Here is a 15,551-nt window from a genome sequence, read left to right as displayed (position 1 = left end):
GGCTACCCCGACGTCGCCCTGGCGACCGCCGCGAGGGAGCCACCGGTCGCGTCGGGTGCGGTTCGCCGCTGCCCGATCGGTGGCGCCTGGACGCCGTGCGCCGCGAACACCGCCGGGACGCCGTCGAGGATGTTGTTTCCGACCGACCGGCGTCCGACGTAGACCCTGCCGCCGACCAACAGCCGCCGGCGTCGGGTGAGGGCGTTCATCGCCCTAGTGGACCGATTCGATGCTGGCTTTCTTGCCCAGCACGAACTTCGTCAGGTTGGAGATGCTGTCGAGGTTCTCCGGCACGGTCTCCATCTCGGTGACCTCGATGCTGAAGTGGGACTCGAGGAACTCGACCAGCTCCAGGACGCCGGTCGAGTCGATGATTCCGCGCTCCACGAGGGAGTCCTCGTCGCGCGGCGCCGCCGACAGATCACCGAAGAGGTAGTTCTCGACAACGAAGTCGAAGAGTTCGGTTCGAACCTGGGCTTCCACGTGTACCGCTCCCGTTTGCTCTTGTCGATGAAGCGCTTGCGGAGTCTACAGCCGCGTCGGCGGGCGTGAACAAGCGTCTTCAGTTGTCAGTTTGTGGACGATCGGCCGGATCTTAACCAGATACGCACGCGTCAGTTGGACGATTGGAGCACGCTGCCGTCGTCCCAGGTGTTGTTCTGCCAGACGTTGCCGGCGGCCTGCGGGTCGAACGACGTGATCGCGCCGTGGTACGCGCACTTGCCCGTCTTGCCGCGCTGGAACGTGTTGTTGCGGAACACGATGTGGTCGGCCTGGTAAGGCTTCCGGTCGCCGGCGCCGGCGTACGCGCAGTAGCTCTGGTTCTCGTTCGCGATGAACAGGTTGCCGTCGAACGTGACGTTCTGAACCGGCGCGAAGTCACCGAAGAGACCCACCGCCGCCGAACAGCCGCTGTCGACGTTCTGGCAGTCGAGCGTGTTCCGGGTGAGCGTGGCGTTCTTACCGCCGTTCATCAGGAACGCGTCGAGGTGCCAGTCGGCGCCGGGCGGCATGTACTGCCCATGCAGCCACGAGTCGCGGATGGTGCAGTTGAGCACGCAGTTGACGCTCGCCTGTCCACCGTGGATGTTCGACCGCACGACGGTGACGTTCGTGTAGGCCACCGCGGCGATCGCGCTCCGGCCGCCGTCGACCTCGGAGTCCTCGATGGTCACCGAGTACTTTCCGGCGTCGTCGGTGTGCACGGGACCGTTGACCTTGCTCTTGCGGATGACCACCCCGGTGGCCTTGATGTTGAGCATGCAGTTGACGGTCTTGGCCTCGATGACCGTGTTGTTGGCGGTGATGGTGCACGAACCGCTGTAGTTGGTGAGCTTCGTGGAGCCGGGGCCGGTGTTGTTGGGGCCGGGCCAGCCGTTCGGCGGCCGCCCGACGCCCGCGCCGGCGTTCGCCGCCTTGCTGGCCGAGGCCGACGCGCTGGCCGATGCCGACGCGGACGCCGAGGCGGAGGGTCCCGAGGAGCCCGGCTGCGCGGCGGCGGCCGGATCACCCGACTGGACGCCCTCGGCGCCGGTCGCGGCGGTCGACCGCGCGTCGGGCTCGGACCGCGCGTACAACCCGACGACCGTTGCCGAACCGATCAGCACCAGGGCCGACAGACCGGCGATGAGCGTCCGTTGCCGCGTCATGGTGAATTTCACGTCTCTACTCCCAATACAGGTCCATAGAAGGCGCGCAGATCGTCACGCAGCCCAGCCTCTGAGTACCGGTCGAGAATGGCCTGCGACGCGAGCCGGCCGGCCTTGGCGAGCACCTCCGGCTCGGTGCCGCAGATCTCCTCGACCGCGCGGGCGAACGCCAGCACGTCACCCTCCGGAATCGGGCGGCAGTACGCCGGGTCGAAGAAGTCGCGGCCGGCGAGTCCGGTGAACCCGACGACGTAACAGCCCGCCGCCATGGCCTCCGCCGGCGGCATGCCGAAGCCCTCGCGCTCGCTGAAGCTGAGGAACACCGCGCTGCGCCGCAGCAGGTCGGCGGTCTCCCGCTCGGAGCGGCCGTCGATCGGGGTCAGCTCCCAGTCGCGCGTCACGCCGCGGATCGCCAGCAGGTGCAGCACCTCGGCGAGCTCCTCGCCCCGGCGGCGCGGCATGTACGCGATCCGGCGCCCGGGGCTCTCCGACGCGGGACGGAAGAGCGTCCCGTCGACGACGTTGCGGACGACGTGCGTCGGGATGTCGGGGAAGGCGTACCGGAGGTAGTCGGCGTTGTCCTCGGAGACCGCGAGGATCGCGGCGGCACCGCGGTACAACGGCTGGCCGGCCGGCACGCGGTCGAACGTCCCGTACGAGCGCTGGTTGAACACGACCACCCGCGGGCCGGCGGGCACCGTCGACAGGGTGGGCCCGTACCACTCCGGCACCACCAGCACGTCTGCCGGCGACAGGGTGATGTCGCCACTCGCGACCACCCGCGTGCTGTTGGCGAACCACGTGCACCGGAAGCCCCGCCGCCGATGTACCACCGCCGCCGGGATCGACATCGCGTTCAGCGCGTCGACGTGCCGGTAGGCGACGCGTACCCCGCCGCTCGGGGTGTCGTAGTCGGGGCACAGGTAGTAGACCGTCGGCGTCCCGCCGGTGTCGGACACCGCGAACGCCGGAACCCGGCGGTAGCGCAGCTCGCGCGCCATCCGCCGGGCCCGGGCAAATGCGACGAGCGCGTCGGTCAGACCCATCAGATGCTCAGGATCCCCAGTCGACGGGCGAGTTTGAGCGACCGGTCGAAGACCCAGACGCCGGCGGCGAGCAGCACCACCGAGAACACGACGAGGATCGCGATCGACCAACCGACCGCCAGCCCGTCGGCCGGTGCGTCGGCGATCAGCAGGTGACGCGTGGCGCTGATGACGTAGGTGTGCGGAATGAGGTAGCTGGCCCACCGGATCCACTCGGGCAGCACGCTGATCGGGAACAACGCGCCACCGAGGACGGCCGTGGCGAGGCTGAACAGCATCACCACGGGCTCACCGCGCTTGAACAACACGATGAACGCGGCCGCGAACGAGCCGAGCGCGTTGCACGCGACGATGCCGAGGAACAGCACCACCAGCGACAGCGGAATGCCCGACGCCTCGATCGGCGCGCCGAGGACCCAGCCGACCGCCACCATGAAGCAGGCGAGCAGGGCACCGGTGAAGCTGCGCCACACGTTCATCGCCACCGGGATCAGCGCCCACGGCACGGGTTCGACGAGGTACGTCTCGAGCGTGCCGCGCTCCATGGCGAAGTTCAGCCGGCTCGTGAGCGCGGTGAGCGCGTCCTGGAGACCGGCGATCACCGCGGTGCCGACGATCATCGTGACGAAGAGCTGCTTGTCGATGCCGAGGAAGCTGACCTGGAAGTAGTACAGCAGCACCGGGAACACCACCGCGAGGTAGCGCATGATGCTGGTGGCCGGGAACATCCGCTCCTCGACCAGGTCGATGCGCACGTAGCCCTCGACGGTGTCGTACACCTTGCGCCCGAACGACCGCTTCTGCAACGTGGGATAGGCCATCGTCATGCGTCGTTACCCCCACGGGCGTACACCTGGGCGATCAGGTCGCGCAGCGGCATCGGAATCTCCCGGATGTGCGTGACGTTGGCGGCGGCCGGCCCGAGCCGCATGACGATGGCACCGACCTCGGCCTGTCCGGCGGGGCGGCAGCGCACGCTGGCCTCGCCGATCTCGGCCTCGATGCCCTGGGCCTGCAGCCCCGCGAGCACGGCGAGCGCGGACTGGTGGTCGGTGGTCTCGAGCTCGAGCTGCGGACGCTCCCACTCGTGGCGCAGGCTCTGCAGGTCGCCCGAGTAGCGGACCTTGCCGCCGTCGAGCAGCAGCGCGTGCGACTGCAGCGCCTCGATCTCCTCCAGGCGGTGCGACGAGATCATGACCGCGAGCCGCTCCTGCTTGGCCAGGTCCATGATCAGCGTGAGCAGGCCGTACGCGGCGATCGGGTCGACCGGGCCGGTCGGTTCGTCGAGGATCAGAGCTCGGGGACCGGGAAGCAGCGCCCGGGCCAGCCGCAACCGCGCCCGCATACCGGCCGAGAGCCCGGCCACGACGGTGTGCGTCTGCGGCTCGAGGTTCACGATGTCGAGCACGTGCGGGATGCGCGCGGCGAGCTCCTTGCGGTTCATGCCCTGGAGCCGGCCGTGGAGCTGGAGGTTCTCGAACGAGGTGGCCCGCATCAGCAGGCTCCGGTCCTCCGACGGCATCCAGCCGACGACCTGACGGATCTGCTCGGAGTCCTTCTCGACGTCGAGGCCGAGGATGCTGCCGGTGCCGGTGGTGGCACTGGTGAGCCCGACCATGATGCGGAACATGGTGGTCTTACCGGCACCGTTCGGGCCGACCACCGCGCAGATCTCACCGGCGCGTACCACCAGGTCGACCCCGTCGAGGGCCCGCACGGTGGTGCGCAGGTGCGACCGCGAGAACACCCGCATCCACTTCGGCGTCGGCTCGTACAGCTTGGTGAGCCCGGACAGGACGATGACGTCGTCGTCGTCACGCATCAGATGGTTCCCACCGCTCCGTCGATTCCCGTGCGGCGCCACCGGCGCCACCGGACGTTCATCAGCGCGCGGTCACGCAGCGAGGTGACCCGCACCGGCACGCGCGGCCCGAGGCCACGCCGGGCGCGCTGGGACAGCGCGTCGTACGAGCGGCGCAGCCGGCTGTACCGCGACTGCGGCCAGATCTCCTCCGCGAACGCCACCAGCTCGGCGAGCACGTCGGCCTCGTCGGCGCTGGGCCGCACGCTCTTCCGGTACGCCTGGCTGGCCACGTACAGGGCCTCGCGGGCGACCCCGCGCCGCGCGGCCGCGAGCAGGCGCGGCACGTTGGCGATGCGCTCGCCGTCGTCGTCGAACAGGATCTCGAACGACTTGTACCGCTCGGTGAGGTCACGCAGCGCGCCGGAGTACTCGACCCGGTGCATGTTGCTGTCGTGGAACCGGTAGTAGGCCAGGTCGACGCCGTTCACGCGGCCGATCGACCCGCGCGTGGCCGCCCGCATCCACATGAGGAAGTCGGCGGCGTGCGGCAGTCGCGCGTCGTAGCCGCCGAGGTCGTGCAGCGTCTTGGTGCGCATGACGGCTTCCGGCGTGTAGATCGGGTTGCTCACGCGGGTACTGACCAGGTCGAGCCACTCCTGGCCGGACCAGATCGACCACGACCGCGGCTCCGTGCGCGCCGGTGGCGGGGTCTCCTGGAACGACTTGGTGAACCCGTAGACGAGGCCGACCTCGGGGTTCGCGCTCAGTAACGCGGTGGCGTTCGCCAGCGCCCTCGGTGCCAGCAGGTCGTCGGCCGAGAGCAGCAGCGCGAACTCGCCCGAGGCGGCCATCAGGCCCTCGTTGTAGGTGGCGATGTGACGCATGTTGGTCTCGTGCACGATGACGCGGACCCGGCTGTCCTCCTTGGCGAGCCGGTGCGCGACCTCGGCGCTGTCGTCGGGTGAGGCGTCGTCGATGATGAGGACGTCGACGTCGACACCCTCCTGGTCGAGAACGCTCCGCACGCAGCTGGGCAGGAAGTGCCCGTACTTGTAGCACGGAATCACCACGGAGACGGTCGGCTGCGACCGTTGTGGCTGAGGCGCCATCCGGATCATGCGATCTGCTCTCCCCAGTTCCTCGGTTCTTCGCAGAGGGGCGCGCCGGTCGAAACGACCGGCGCGCCGCACTCTGTAACCGCTCGAGCGCTTAGCGCCTAGCCGAGCTTAGTTGCCCTGGACGAACACCACGTCAACCCAATAGTTGTGATTGGACGACGCAGTCGGGAATTCTGTCGATCCGTACCGATACACCGACCCACCCGCGGGGACGGTCAACGGGCCACGGGTGACCGCGGACGCGTACCCGCTGAGATTCATCGCGTAGTGTCCGGTGTTGGTGTAATACGTCACCGTGTAGGTCGCACCGATGGTGACTGTCACCGGTGCGTCGAAGATGGCCGTCTGCCAGCCGCTCGCCGACTCGTACACGAACGTCGCGGTCTTGATGGGCAGACCGTCGGGGCCCCACAGGGTCGCGGTGTGGGTTCCCGTGTTGCCGGCTCCCTTCCAGAACCTGACACCGTGCACCTTACCGGCCGTGCTGGCGCTGAACTTCACGCCGACCTGGAGCGAGGAGCTGTCGTCCCAGGCCGGGTTGGCCGGGGTCGCCGCCGGGTCGAACAACGACAGCGAGTTGGCCGGGGGCTGGGGCTGGGTGGGCGGGCCGGGGATGGTGTCCGGAACGAACATCGGATCGACATAGTAGTTCGACGATCCGTAGCTCTGTGTCGGCCAGGCGTCACTTCCGTACCGGAAGACACCGTTCGCACCGGCGAACGCGGTCATCGTGTAGTCGGCGTTCGTCCACATCGTCCCGAAGAAGCCGGGTGTGTAGGAGTAGTTGCCGTTCGGCGCCCAGTAGGCCGCGGTGTAGGTCTGGCCCGCCACCACGTCGACCGGGGTCGCGAACTGCACGCTCTGCCACCCGGACCCGGTGCCGGCCGGGAACGTCGCCTTGGCCTTCTCGTTGCCGGTGGCGTCGTACAGCGTGCCGGTGTGGGTACCGCTGTTGTTCGGTCCCTGGTAGTAGCGGATGCCGACGATCTTGCCGTTCACCGTCGGCGTGAACTTCACGCCGAGCGTCACCGCGTCGTTCTCGCCCGACGAAGCGATCTGCGGCGTCGCGTTGCCGAACAGCGACGACGTGGTCGTGAACGACGTGGTCGTGAACGACCACACCTTGGCGCTCGCCATCGCGTTGCCGTTGGTGTCGGTGCCGGTCACCGTGGCCGTGTAGGTCTTGTTCGTGCCCAGGCTGGCCGCCGGCGTGAACGTCGCGGTCGCGGTGGTGCTGTCGTACGCCGTGGTTCCGGCGACGGTCGCGTTGGCGCTGTCGCGCAGCGTGAACGAGATCGTGCCGGTGTTCATCTGCTTCGAGAACGTGGCGGTCGGAGCCGTGGTCACCGCGGCGCCGGTGGCACCGGCGTCGGGCGAGGTGGCCAGCACCGTCGGGGCGCTGCCCGTGCCGCCGTCGACGAACGTGACGTCGACGTAGTAGTTGGCGTCGGTCGACGAGCGCTGGTTCGGGAACCTGTTCCCGGTCTGGAACACGCCGTTGCCGGCGGTGGCCGTCGCGATCGAGCCCTGTCCTTTGGTGGCCGTCAGCGGGCCGGACTTCCAGTCGGCGGCGCTGAAGAACCGGTCGTCGGCCGCGTAGCGCCCGCTCGGCGCGTGGTAGCCGGCGACGTAGGAGACGCCGGCGGTCACCGACACGGGGCTGCTGAACACGAGCGTCTGCCAGCCCGTCGCGGTCTCGTTGATGAAGGTGCCGGTGCGCAGCACGCTGCCCGACGACGACCACAGGGTCCCGGTGTGCGTGCCGGTGTTGCCGGTGCCCTTGTAGAAGCGGATACCGGTGATGGTGCCGTTGTTCTGCGGCGTGAACTGGACGCCGAGCGTCACCGACCCGTTGTCGTCGCCGACGGCGGGGACCTTCGGGGTCCGCTGGCCGAAGAGCGTGGCCGGCCCGCTGAGCGAGTAGGTGCGGTTGGCGAGGACCGTACCGATGTTGCCGCTGTCGTCGATGGCGCGCACCCGCACGTTCATCGAGGTCGCGCCGGCGGAGAAGAACGTATAGGTCCACGCCGAGGTGCCCGTCGCCGGGTGCCAGGTGGCGCCGTCGGTGGAGACCTCGACGCCGGCGACCCGGCCGCCACCCGTGTCGGTCGCGGTGCCGGTGAGGGTGACCTGGCTGCCGTTGGCGATCGTCGTGCCGGCGGCCGGCGAGCTGATGGCCGCGGTCGGCGCGACGGTGTCGGTCGACTTGCTGGGCATGACCATGCCGGTCATCAGCGTGCGCGGCAGCGCGTCCATGTCGGCCAGGATGTTCAACGTGGCCTGCTGCATCCGCGGGTCGGCCGGCGACTGGGTGCCGTCGTGCTCGGAGTCCAGGCCCCACGCCCACTGGATCGTGCCGGCGCTGAACACCAGCGCCGTGCCCTTCTTGTACATCGTCATGTGGTGCGTGGTGGTGCCCGGCGCGACGTTGCGGCCGAAGTCCTGCAGGTACTCGGGTGCGGGACCGGTGGTGGTCGACAGCCGGATCAGGCCGGCGGGCCGGAAGCCGTTGTCGACGTCCTCATTGGACTCGTAGCCGACCGTGTGCGGCGCGAGCGTGGCGACCTGCCCGGTGGACTGCGAGGACACCGTGGTGTTGCGCCAGAACCGGTTCTTGCCCTGGTCGGCCGGCACCTGCATGGCCAGGTCGGTGTTGTTCGACATGTACATGGTGCCGGTCAGGCCGTTCTCCGGGTTGCCGGCGCCCAGCGACTGCGGACCGAGCTGGCGCGGGTCGCGCCAGGTGCCGGTCCACTGCGTGTTGGGGTCGAAGTTCTCCTGGCCCTGCCAGGTCTCCTTGTAGCAGACCAGCGTGCGGTAGGGCGTGTTGGCGCCGTCGAGGCTCGACTCCCACCGGGTCTTCCAGTAGACCTCGTTGCCGGAGAAGAACGCGAGGTGCACGCCGGCGTCGCGGGCCGCTTCCACGTTGGCCCGCTGCGGGCCCGACCAGTACTCGTCGTGGCCGACGGACAGGAACACCTTGTGGTTGCGGATCAGGTTGCCGCGCCGGTCGCTGTCGACGTCGGTGGTGTAGCTCATGTCGTACCCGTTGCGCTCGAGGAAGCGGATCATCGGGTACTCGTTGCTGAACAGCCAGTCGCGGCCGTTGCCGACGTTGCGGGTGCTGTACGGGCGGTTGTAGCTCACCTTGAGCGCCCGGCCGTAGCCGCCGTCGCCCCAGTAGAAGTTGGCGCCGCCGTAGTCGTTGTACGCCTGCCACGTCGCGTCGGAGGTCTTGAAGAAGACCGGCGCGGTGCTGGCGTCGTTGCGGACGACGAACGGGATGTGGCTCGACGCGCCGTCGCTGATGCGCACCGGCTTGGCGAAGTAGAGCCCGGAGACCTGGGTCGTCGGCACCTGCCAGCTCGCCGACACCCGCCAGGTGCCGCAGTCGACGACGCCGGTGGTGGCGGTGTCGCTGAAGCAGCTCGGCTGGTTGGCCGACAGGCTGGCGTTCACGTTGGTGATCGAGGTGATCTTCCGCGCGCCCTTGCCCTGGTAGTAGCCGAGGCGGTAGATGTCGATGCGGTAGGGCGAGCCGTTGGTGCTGATCTTGAAGTTGATCGTGCCGCCGACGTTGACGCTCGCGTCGGTGGCGAAGCCCTGCATCTCCCAGTCGCCCGGGCCCCAGATGTCGTCCCACTCCGAGGGCGACGTGCCGTCCTTGGCGTTCTCGCACGTGATGGCGTTGAGCGTGCACGGGTCGTCGGCGGCGACGGCCGGCTGGCTCGCGACCACGCCGGCGAACAGGACGGTGGCGGTGGCCACGGCCCCGGCGATCCACCGCGCCCGGCGCACCGGCACCCGGTGGCGACCGGGTTTCGGGGCGGCCGCGGCAGCGATCGGCCAGGTCTGCCAGCTGGGTAACCGGGGTGCGCGCACCTGATCCGACTGGTCCCTATCGCCCACAACGGCTCCTATCGACTGAAGAACATGACGAAGTGGAGACCCATTCGCGATAGGTCTGGAGCGAACCTAGTAGTTCCTTAAGAAAGGGACAAGCGATCATTAAATCGCTAATGCCCGAACGCTCGGACGGGCTATTCCGACGAACGGATGAACCGGTCCCCACCAGCCCCAACGCGGATACTCAAAGTCCGCACGTGAATGCGGCCCGCTGTCGCCGATCCGTCAGTTTCTATTCATTGGCGAACCAGCGGACGCTCGATGTACGAACGGCCGCGCGCGGATGTGTGAAACGCCATACGGCGCCGCAGAATCCACACATGAGCGCGACTGTGAACGAAAAGGTCGTGAACGACAATGTGTCGAACGTTGCCGAAACCACCATCGAAACGACCACCGACGAGATGAGTGCCGCGCAGAGGTGCCGGTCCTCCGGCCGCGTCGACCGGCGCAGCGCGATCGCCGCGAGCGTCAGCGAGACCAGGTGCAGCGCGGCCAGCGCGGCGAGGCCGACCAGGCCACCGGTGACGACCGTCAGCAGCCACTGGTTGTCGAGGATCAGGTACAGGTCCGGGATGAGCGTGCCGGGACCGCGGCCCAGCCACGGCCGCTGGTTGAAGAAGTTCCCGACGATCGTGTAGTCGTCGGTGCGCCCGGAGATGCTCGGGTCCTCGCCCACAGAGGTGAACATCGACTTGATCGTGCCGAGCAGACCCGGCTTGACCACCGAGAGCCCGCCCATCACGACGATGCCGATGAGTCCCACGTTGTACCGGACCCGCCAGTTCCAGCCCCAGATGAACATCACCAGCACGACGACGAGCAGCGCCAGGACGCCGGTGCGCGAGATCGCCAGCGGCAGCGCCACGGCGGTCATCAGCGCCACCACCCCGGCCGCGACCCGGGCGCGCGTGCTCGGCGCGAACCGGGCGAAGTGGATGGCGAACGGGATCGCCATCGCCATCAGCGTGCTGAACTCGATGTAGTGCGTGGCGGTACCCGCGACCCGGAACAGGCCGCCGTCACCGCGGGGCTGGAAGTCGGCGACGTCGCCCGCGAACGCCGTGCCCGGCAGCTTGATGTACGTGACGACGTTGATGCCGCTGGCCACCTGCAGGATGGCGACCCCGGCCATGATCCCCGCCGACCAGACGAACACCCGCATGACGCCGAGCAGCCGTTCCCAGTTGGGCATCCCGTCGGCGGCCATCAGCACCACGCCGAGGAACTCGATGGTGAGGATGAGGTTGAAGTCCATGCCGTTGCGTTCGAGCTCGGGCAGCCCGCGCATCGTGCCGGCGATGAACGACATCAACGTGGCCATCAGGTAGAACATGACGACCCACCGCATCGGCTGCGGCCCCAGCATCACCAGCTGGTGGTTGAGCCGGGCCAGCAGCCACCAGCACCACAGGGCGAACGCGACGAGCAGCGCCGGCCGGCCGGCGTACGTCAGCTCCGGCACGATGAGTTGTGCGGGCAGGGCGTACAGCAGGAACACCATGAGGCTCAGCAGCCCCGCGGCGTCGATGCGCGTCAGCCGTCGCCGGGTGCCGTACGTCCGTTCCTGAAGGAGCGTCGGCTCCAGATCGACCGGGTGAAGCGCGGTCGAGGTCAACGCCCACCGTTCCGGTCGTCGTTCCCCCTCGACCACTGGCTACGGGGGATCGGCAGGATGATCGTCGCCTCGGCACCGCTCACGGGCTGGACCTTCCCGTTGGAGCCGTTGTTCTCGTCGGGCTCGCCACGGCGTCCCCCGCCGTTCTCGATCCGCACCGACGAGCGGCCGGAACCACGCGCCGGCGCCCGGCCCGCGGCCGGCGCCGCGCCGGCGGCCGGAACCGAACCCGCGGCCGGAACCGAGCCGGCCGCTGGAACTGTCGCCTTCGCCAGCTGCACCTGGCCGTTGGTGGCCGCCCGGGTGCTCGGGATGCGCCCGATGACCTGCGTCGCGTCGCTGGACGACATCTGGGCCGGCCGGGTGGCGAGGAAGCGCGGCTGGATGACCGGGTTCGCCGCGGTCTCCGGCTCCTCGTCGAGGGCGGGCGGGCCGTCGTCGCCCTCGGGGCGGCGGCGGCCGCGCAGCCACCGCAGCAACACGTCGATACCGATCGTGCCGGCCATGGTGAGCAGGAGCCCGAGCCCGACGATGACCACGAGCACGCGCTTGACCTTCGACGTGACCGTCTCGACGTCGGCGCCGTCGGTGAGGGTGCGGGTGGTGATCGTGTCCTGCGGCATGACGCCGTAGCTGGACTGCTGCGCCGCGACCTCCGCGGAGAGCTCCTTGATGACCTCGCGCACCGTGTTCGTCGCCTGCTCCGGCGACTTGCCGACCGCCTCGATGATGAAGATCGGCGACCGGAGGTCCATCTGCACCGTGATGCTGTCGGAGAGCCCGGCGGCCTTGAACTTCGCCAGCGTCTCCTGCCGCATCACCTGAAGGATGGCGGCCTGCCCGAGCGCGTTGAAGCCGAGGTCTCCCCAGGGGTTCGGCGGCCGGTTGATCGCCTTGTTCTGCGCCCGCGCCTCCGCGTCGCCCGGGTCGCCGGGCGCCGGGATCAGCACCGCGTTGCCGGTGGCGCGGTAGTCAGGCTCGACCGACCGGGCCACGAGGACCGCGACCAACGCCGACACCAGCAGGATCGGCACCGCGAAGTACCACCGCCGGAAGAGGAGTCGGGTGAGATCCCACAGATCCATGGTGTTCCTTCATTCGGTCGACTGGCCCGGAGTGAGGGGGCAGGACAGCCTGAGGGGATTTGCCCGGCAAGTATCCGCATCCGGGCTGCGCATCCGCAAGGTTAGCCCTCGGGCGCTACGCCCGGTGCGACGGCTCTGGGCAGGTCTTTGTCGGTTGGAGCGCCACTATCGCCCATCGACCGGCGTGGCACTGCGCCCGTTCGGCGGCCGCGCGTCGGCGGTCGCCGGGCGTGGGGTCCGTCGGCGGAGGCGGGGCATCGGTCGTTCGGGGGATGGCAAACGGGACGGGGCGCGCCTGCGCCGGACATACCCAGCATCGACCCTGATCGAAGCTGTGAATGTCGGCAATCTGCGCCACGACTTGCCGGAAAGGTGACATCGAAACCGACCTGGTGGCCCCTTGCAGTTGTCCGACCGCGTTCGGCATCGTTTGCGCGAGCCTCGTGAAGTTTCTTCGCGACATTCGGGCGACATCGGACACGACATCGGACACGAAGAGTGGGTACATGGGACGCAGACCGAGTGTTTCCATCCTCGTTGCCAACCTTCCCGCCGAGCGTGACCGCCGGGTCATCCGGGAGTGCCTCTCGCTGGAGGCCGCCGGCTTCGACGTCACGGTGATCGCACCACGCGGCGACCGGAACCTGAAGATCCTGCCCGGCAGCCGGGGCACCCGGCTGCGGCCGTACCCGGTGAAGGTGCTCGGGTCGGGTCCGGTGACGTTCGCGGTCGAGTTCGGCTGGTCGTTCCTGTGCGTGGCGGTCCGGCTGCTCGGGGAGCTGCTGCGGGGACGGGCGCAGGCGGTGCAGGTGTGCAACCCGCCCGACGTCTACTGGCCGCTGGCGCTGCTGATCCGCGCGCTCGGCCGGCCGTGGGTGTTCGACCACCACGACCTGTGCCCCGAGGTCTACGCCACCCGGGCGAACGGCAGCCCGAACAAGGTGATGTTCCGCACGCTCGTGGCGCTGGAGTGGCTGACGTTGCGCACGGCGACACACGTGTTCGCGACGAACGAGTCCTTCAAGGAGAACGCCGAGCGGCGCGGCGTGCGTCCCGGCAAGGTGACGGTGGTGCGCAACGGCCCGGCGGCGAGTGAGATCTCACCGACCGAGCCCGTGGTGTCAGACCAGCACCGCATCGTCTACCTCGGCGTCATCGGCCCGCAGGACCACGTGGAGGGTGTCGTCGAGGCCGCGGAGGCGCTGCGGTACCGGCGCCCGCAGCGCGACTGGCGCGTGGTCATCGCCGGCGACGGCGAGCAGATGCCCGTGCTCACCAAGATGGTCGCCGACCGTGGCCTGGGCGACGTGGTCGAGTTCGCCGGCTGGCTCGACGGCCCGGCCGTCGACGACCTGCTCCGGTCGGCCACCGTGGCGATCCAGCCCGACCTGCCGACCCGCATGAACGATCTGTCCACGATGGCCAAGACGGTCGAGTACCTCGGGCGCGGCGTGCCGGTCGTGGCCGCCGACCTCACCGAGACCCGCCGCACCGCCGCCGACGCGGCCGTGTACGTGGCCACCGGGTCCGGTGAGGAGTTCGCCGAGGCGATCGACGACCTCCTCGACGACCCCGGGCGGCGCGCCCAGATGCGCAGGGACGGCCTGGCCCGCTTCGCCGAGCGCCTGTCCTGGAACATCCAGGAGCGCATGTACGTCGGGATCTGGAAGACCCTGCTGGCGAGGAAGCTGAAGAAGTCCACTGTGGACATTCCGCGGCAGCGCCAGGCCGCCGACGAGAGAGTCGGTGCCCTGCCTGACGCGCCCGCTGCCGCGGGCGCGGGCCCCGGGGCCGACCTGTGACGAGCGTCGTCATCGCCGCCCACAACGAGGCGGCCGTGATCGGGCGGTGCCTCGACGCGCTGCTCGCCGACCCGCCGCCCGGCGGGCTCGACGTCACCGTGGTCGCCAACGGCTGCACCGACGCCACCGCCGCGGTCGCGGCCACGCGGCCCGGCGTGCGGGTGCTGTCGCTGCCCGAGCCGGGCAAGGCGGGCGCCCTCAACGCCGGCGAAGAGGTGGCCGTCGGGTTCCCCCGGCTGTACCTCGACGCCGACATCGTCCTCACCCCCGGGTCGGTGCCCGCGCTCATCGAGGCCGTCGAGGCGGGCCTGCTCGCCGCGGCGCCGGGCCGGCGCCTCGACACGAAGGGCCGGCCGCTGCCGGTGCGGGCCTACTACGCGATCAACCGCCGGCTGCCGGCGTTCCGCGACGCGCTGTACGGCCGCGGCGCGATCGTCCTGTCCGAGAAGGGCCGGGCCCGGTTCGACCGGTTCCCGGCGCTGCACGCCGACGACCTGTACCTCGACTCGCTGTTCGAGGTCGGCGAGAAGCGTGAGGTGGCCGGCGCGACGTCGGTGGTGGCCACCCCGCGCCGCACCGCCGACCTGATCCGCCGACTGGTCCGCGTGCGCGCGGGCAATGCCAGGATGCGCGCGGCGGGCGGGTCGGCCGTACGTCCGGCGCGCCGGTCGTCGTGGCTGAAGGACGTGGTGCTGCCCCGGCCCTGGCTCGCCCCGGCCGGGCTGTTCTACGCGGCGATCACACTGATCGCCGACCGGCGCTCGCGCACCGCCACCGACTGGGGACGCGACGAGTCGAGTAGGACAGTGAATGCCTGAGACCGTCATCAACGTCTGCTTCCACGGGATCGGCACGCCCCGGCGCGAACTGGAGCCCGGCGAGGCCCCGTACTGGATCAGCGTCGACACCTACCACCGCGTGCTCGACGACCTCGCCTCGTGGCCGAAGCCGGTGCGCATCAGCTTCGACGACGGTAACGCCTCCGACGTGGAGATCGGCCTGCCGGGCCTGCTCTCCCGCGGTCTCACCGCCGACTTCTTCGTGCTCGCCGGCCGGCTGGGCCACGCCGGGTCGCTCGACGAGCCGGCGGTGAAGGAGCTCGTCGCGTCGGGGATGACCGTCGGCACCCACGGCATGAACCACATCCCGTGGCGCGGGCTCGACCCGGCCACCAACCGGGCCGAGCTCGTCGACGCCCGGGCCCGCATCGCCGCGGTCACCGGCACCGCGGTCGACGCGGCCGCGTGCCCGCTCGGCCGGTACGACCGTCGCCTGCTGGGCGACCTGCGCAGGTTCGGCTACCGCCGCGTCTACACGTCCGACCGGCGGGCAACCGACCCGACCGCGTGGCTGCAGCCGCGGTTCAGCATCCGCGCCGAGGACACGCCGGAGTCGTTCCGCGCACAGGCCACGGCCGTTCCACCGCCGGCCCGTCGGGCCAGGGACGCGGCGAAGGGCCTCATCAAACGCTGGCGCTAGGGGCGGACGACTCCACCGCCGGCCGGCAAAGCCCCCTCTCCGCC

General features: G+C 69.7%; 13 protein-coding genes. 3 read left to right on the top strand and 10 right to left on the bottom strand.

What is annotated here, in order from left to right:
• Positions 1-2: 2 nt before the first annotated feature.
• From Voc01_RS03100 to Voc01_RS03055, 10 genes are all read right to left on the bottom strand, one after another.
• The gene (locus Voc01_RS03100; RefSeq protein WP_203925700.1) at positions 3-209 is read right to left on the bottom strand and encodes a hypothetical protein; all 207 of its coding nucleotides are present in this window, start codon (positions 207-209) and stop codon (positions 3-5) included.
• Positions 210-213: 4 nt separating this feature from the next.
• Positions 214-483, bottom strand: coding sequence for an acyl carrier protein (locus Voc01_RS03095; RefSeq protein WP_203925699.1), 270 nt, complete (start codon positions 481-483; stop codon positions 214-216).
• Positions 484-614: 131 nt separating this feature from the next.
• Positions 615-1,661 (bottom strand): hypothetical protein, encoded by a 1,047-nt coding sequence (locus Voc01_RS03090; RefSeq protein ID WP_203925698.1) that lies wholly within the window; start codon positions 1,659-1,661, stop codon positions 615-617.
• Positions 1,658-2,695 carry a glycosyltransferase family 4 protein gene (locus Voc01_RS03085; RefSeq protein ID WP_203925697.1) on the bottom strand — a complete coding sequence of 346 codons (1,038 nt, stop codon included), beginning with the start codon at positions 2,693-2,695 and terminating at the stop codon, positions 1,658-1,660. The genes Voc01_RS03090 and Voc01_RS03085 overlap by 4 nt, the downstream gene beginning before the upstream one ends.
• A complete protein-coding gene (locus Voc01_RS03080) occupies positions 2,695-3,522 on the bottom strand; it encodes an ABC transporter permease (RefSeq protein WP_203925696.1) in 828 nt (275 codons plus the stop codon). Before Voc01_RS03080 ends, Voc01_RS03085 begins: the two co-directional genes overlap by 1 nt.
• On the bottom strand, positions 3,519-4,517 hold the full coding sequence (locus Voc01_RS03075; RefSeq protein WP_203925695.1) for an ABC transporter ATP-binding protein: 999 nt from the start codon (positions 4,515-4,517) through the stop codon (positions 3,519-3,521). Before Voc01_RS03075 ends, Voc01_RS03080 begins: the two co-directional genes overlap by 4 nt.
• Positions 4,517-5,569: a glycosyltransferase gene (locus Voc01_RS03070; RefSeq protein WP_203925694.1), complete on the bottom strand. Its 1,053-nt coding sequence runs from the start codon at positions 5,567-5,569 to the stop codon at positions 4,517-4,519. The genes Voc01_RS03075 and Voc01_RS03070 overlap by 1 nt, the downstream gene beginning before the upstream one ends.
• 156 nt (positions 5,570-5,725) lie before the next feature.
• Entirely contained in the window at positions 5,726-9,526 is a 3,801-nt protein-coding gene (locus Voc01_RS03065) for a DUF4082 domain-containing protein (protein WP_203925693.1), read from the bottom strand.
• Positions 9,527-9,755: 229 nt separating this feature from the next.
• Positions 9,756-11,141 (bottom strand): O-antigen ligase family protein, encoded by a 1,386-nt coding sequence (locus tag Voc01_RS03060; RefSeq protein ID WP_203925692.1) that lies wholly within the window; start codon positions 11,139-11,141, stop codon positions 9,756-9,758.
• Complete coding sequence (locus Voc01_RS03055; protein WP_203925691.1) at positions 11,138-12,226, bottom strand: YveK family protein; 1,089 nt, start codon at positions 12,224-12,226, stop codon at positions 11,138-11,140. Before Voc01_RS03055 ends, Voc01_RS03060 begins: the two co-directional genes overlap by 4 nt.
• Before the next feature lie 506 nt (positions 12,227-12,732).
• Between Voc01_RS03055 and Voc01_RS03050 the strand changes: the two genes are divergently transcribed.
• The 3 genes from Voc01_RS03050 to Voc01_RS03040 are packed head-to-tail and all read left to right on the top strand — an operon-like array spanning position 12,733 to position 15,507.
• Complete coding sequence (locus tag Voc01_RS03050; protein WP_203925690.1) at positions 12,733-14,028, top strand: glycosyltransferase family 4 protein; 1,296 nt, start codon at positions 12,733-12,735, stop codon at positions 14,026-14,028.
• Positions 14,025-14,846 carry a glycosyltransferase gene (locus Voc01_RS03045; RefSeq protein WP_203925689.1) on the top strand — a complete coding sequence of 274 codons (822 nt, stop codon included), beginning with the start codon at positions 14,025-14,027 and terminating at the stop codon, positions 14,844-14,846. The genes Voc01_RS03050 and Voc01_RS03045 overlap by 4 nt, the downstream gene beginning before the upstream one ends.
• A complete protein-coding gene (locus Voc01_RS03040; RefSeq protein ID WP_203925688.1) occupies positions 14,839-15,507 on the top strand; it encodes a polysaccharide deacetylase family protein in 669 nt (222 codons plus the stop codon). Before Voc01_RS03045 ends, Voc01_RS03040 begins: the two co-directional genes overlap by 8 nt.
• Positions 15,508-15,551: the final 44 nt, after the last annotated feature.

It is taken from the genome of Virgisporangium ochraceum, assembly GCF_016863655.1.
Lineage (GTDB): Bacteria > Actinomycetota > Actinomycetes > Mycobacteriales > Micromonosporaceae > Virgisporangium > Virgisporangium ochraceum.
The sequence above is the reverse complement of the archived record's forward strand: the minus strand, read 5'-3'. Positions and strand labels throughout refer to the sequence as shown.

Bases quoted from the DNA above. Each gene is read 5' to 3' on its own strand.
- Voc01_RS03100 (WP_203925700.1), bottom strand. From the start codon at position 209: ATGAACGCCCTCACCCGACGCCGGCGGCTGTTGGTCGGCGGCAGGGTC.
- Voc01_RS03085 (WP_203925697.1), bottom strand. From the start codon at position 2,695: ATGGGTCTGACCGACGCGCTCGTCGCATTTGCCCGGGCCCGGCGGATG.
- Voc01_RS03080 (WP_203925696.1), bottom strand. From the start codon at position 3,522: ATGACGATGGCCTATCCCACGTTGCAGAAGCGGTCGTTCGGGCGCAAG.
- Voc01_RS03075 (WP_203925695.1), bottom strand. From the start codon at position 4,517: ATGCGTGACGACGACGACGTCATCGTCCTGTCCGGGCTCACCAAGCTG.
- Voc01_RS03055 (WP_203925691.1), bottom strand. From the start codon at position 12,226: ATGGATCTGTGGGATCTCACCCGACTCCTCTTCCGGCGGTGGTACTTC.
- Voc01_RS03050 (WP_203925690.1), top strand. From the start codon at position 12,733: ATGGGACGCAGACCGAGTGTTTCCATCCTCGTTGCCAACCTTCCCGCC.
- Voc01_RS03040 (WP_203925688.1), top strand. From the start codon at position 14,839: ATGCCTGAGACCGTCATCAACGTCTGCTTCCACGGGATCGGCACGCCC.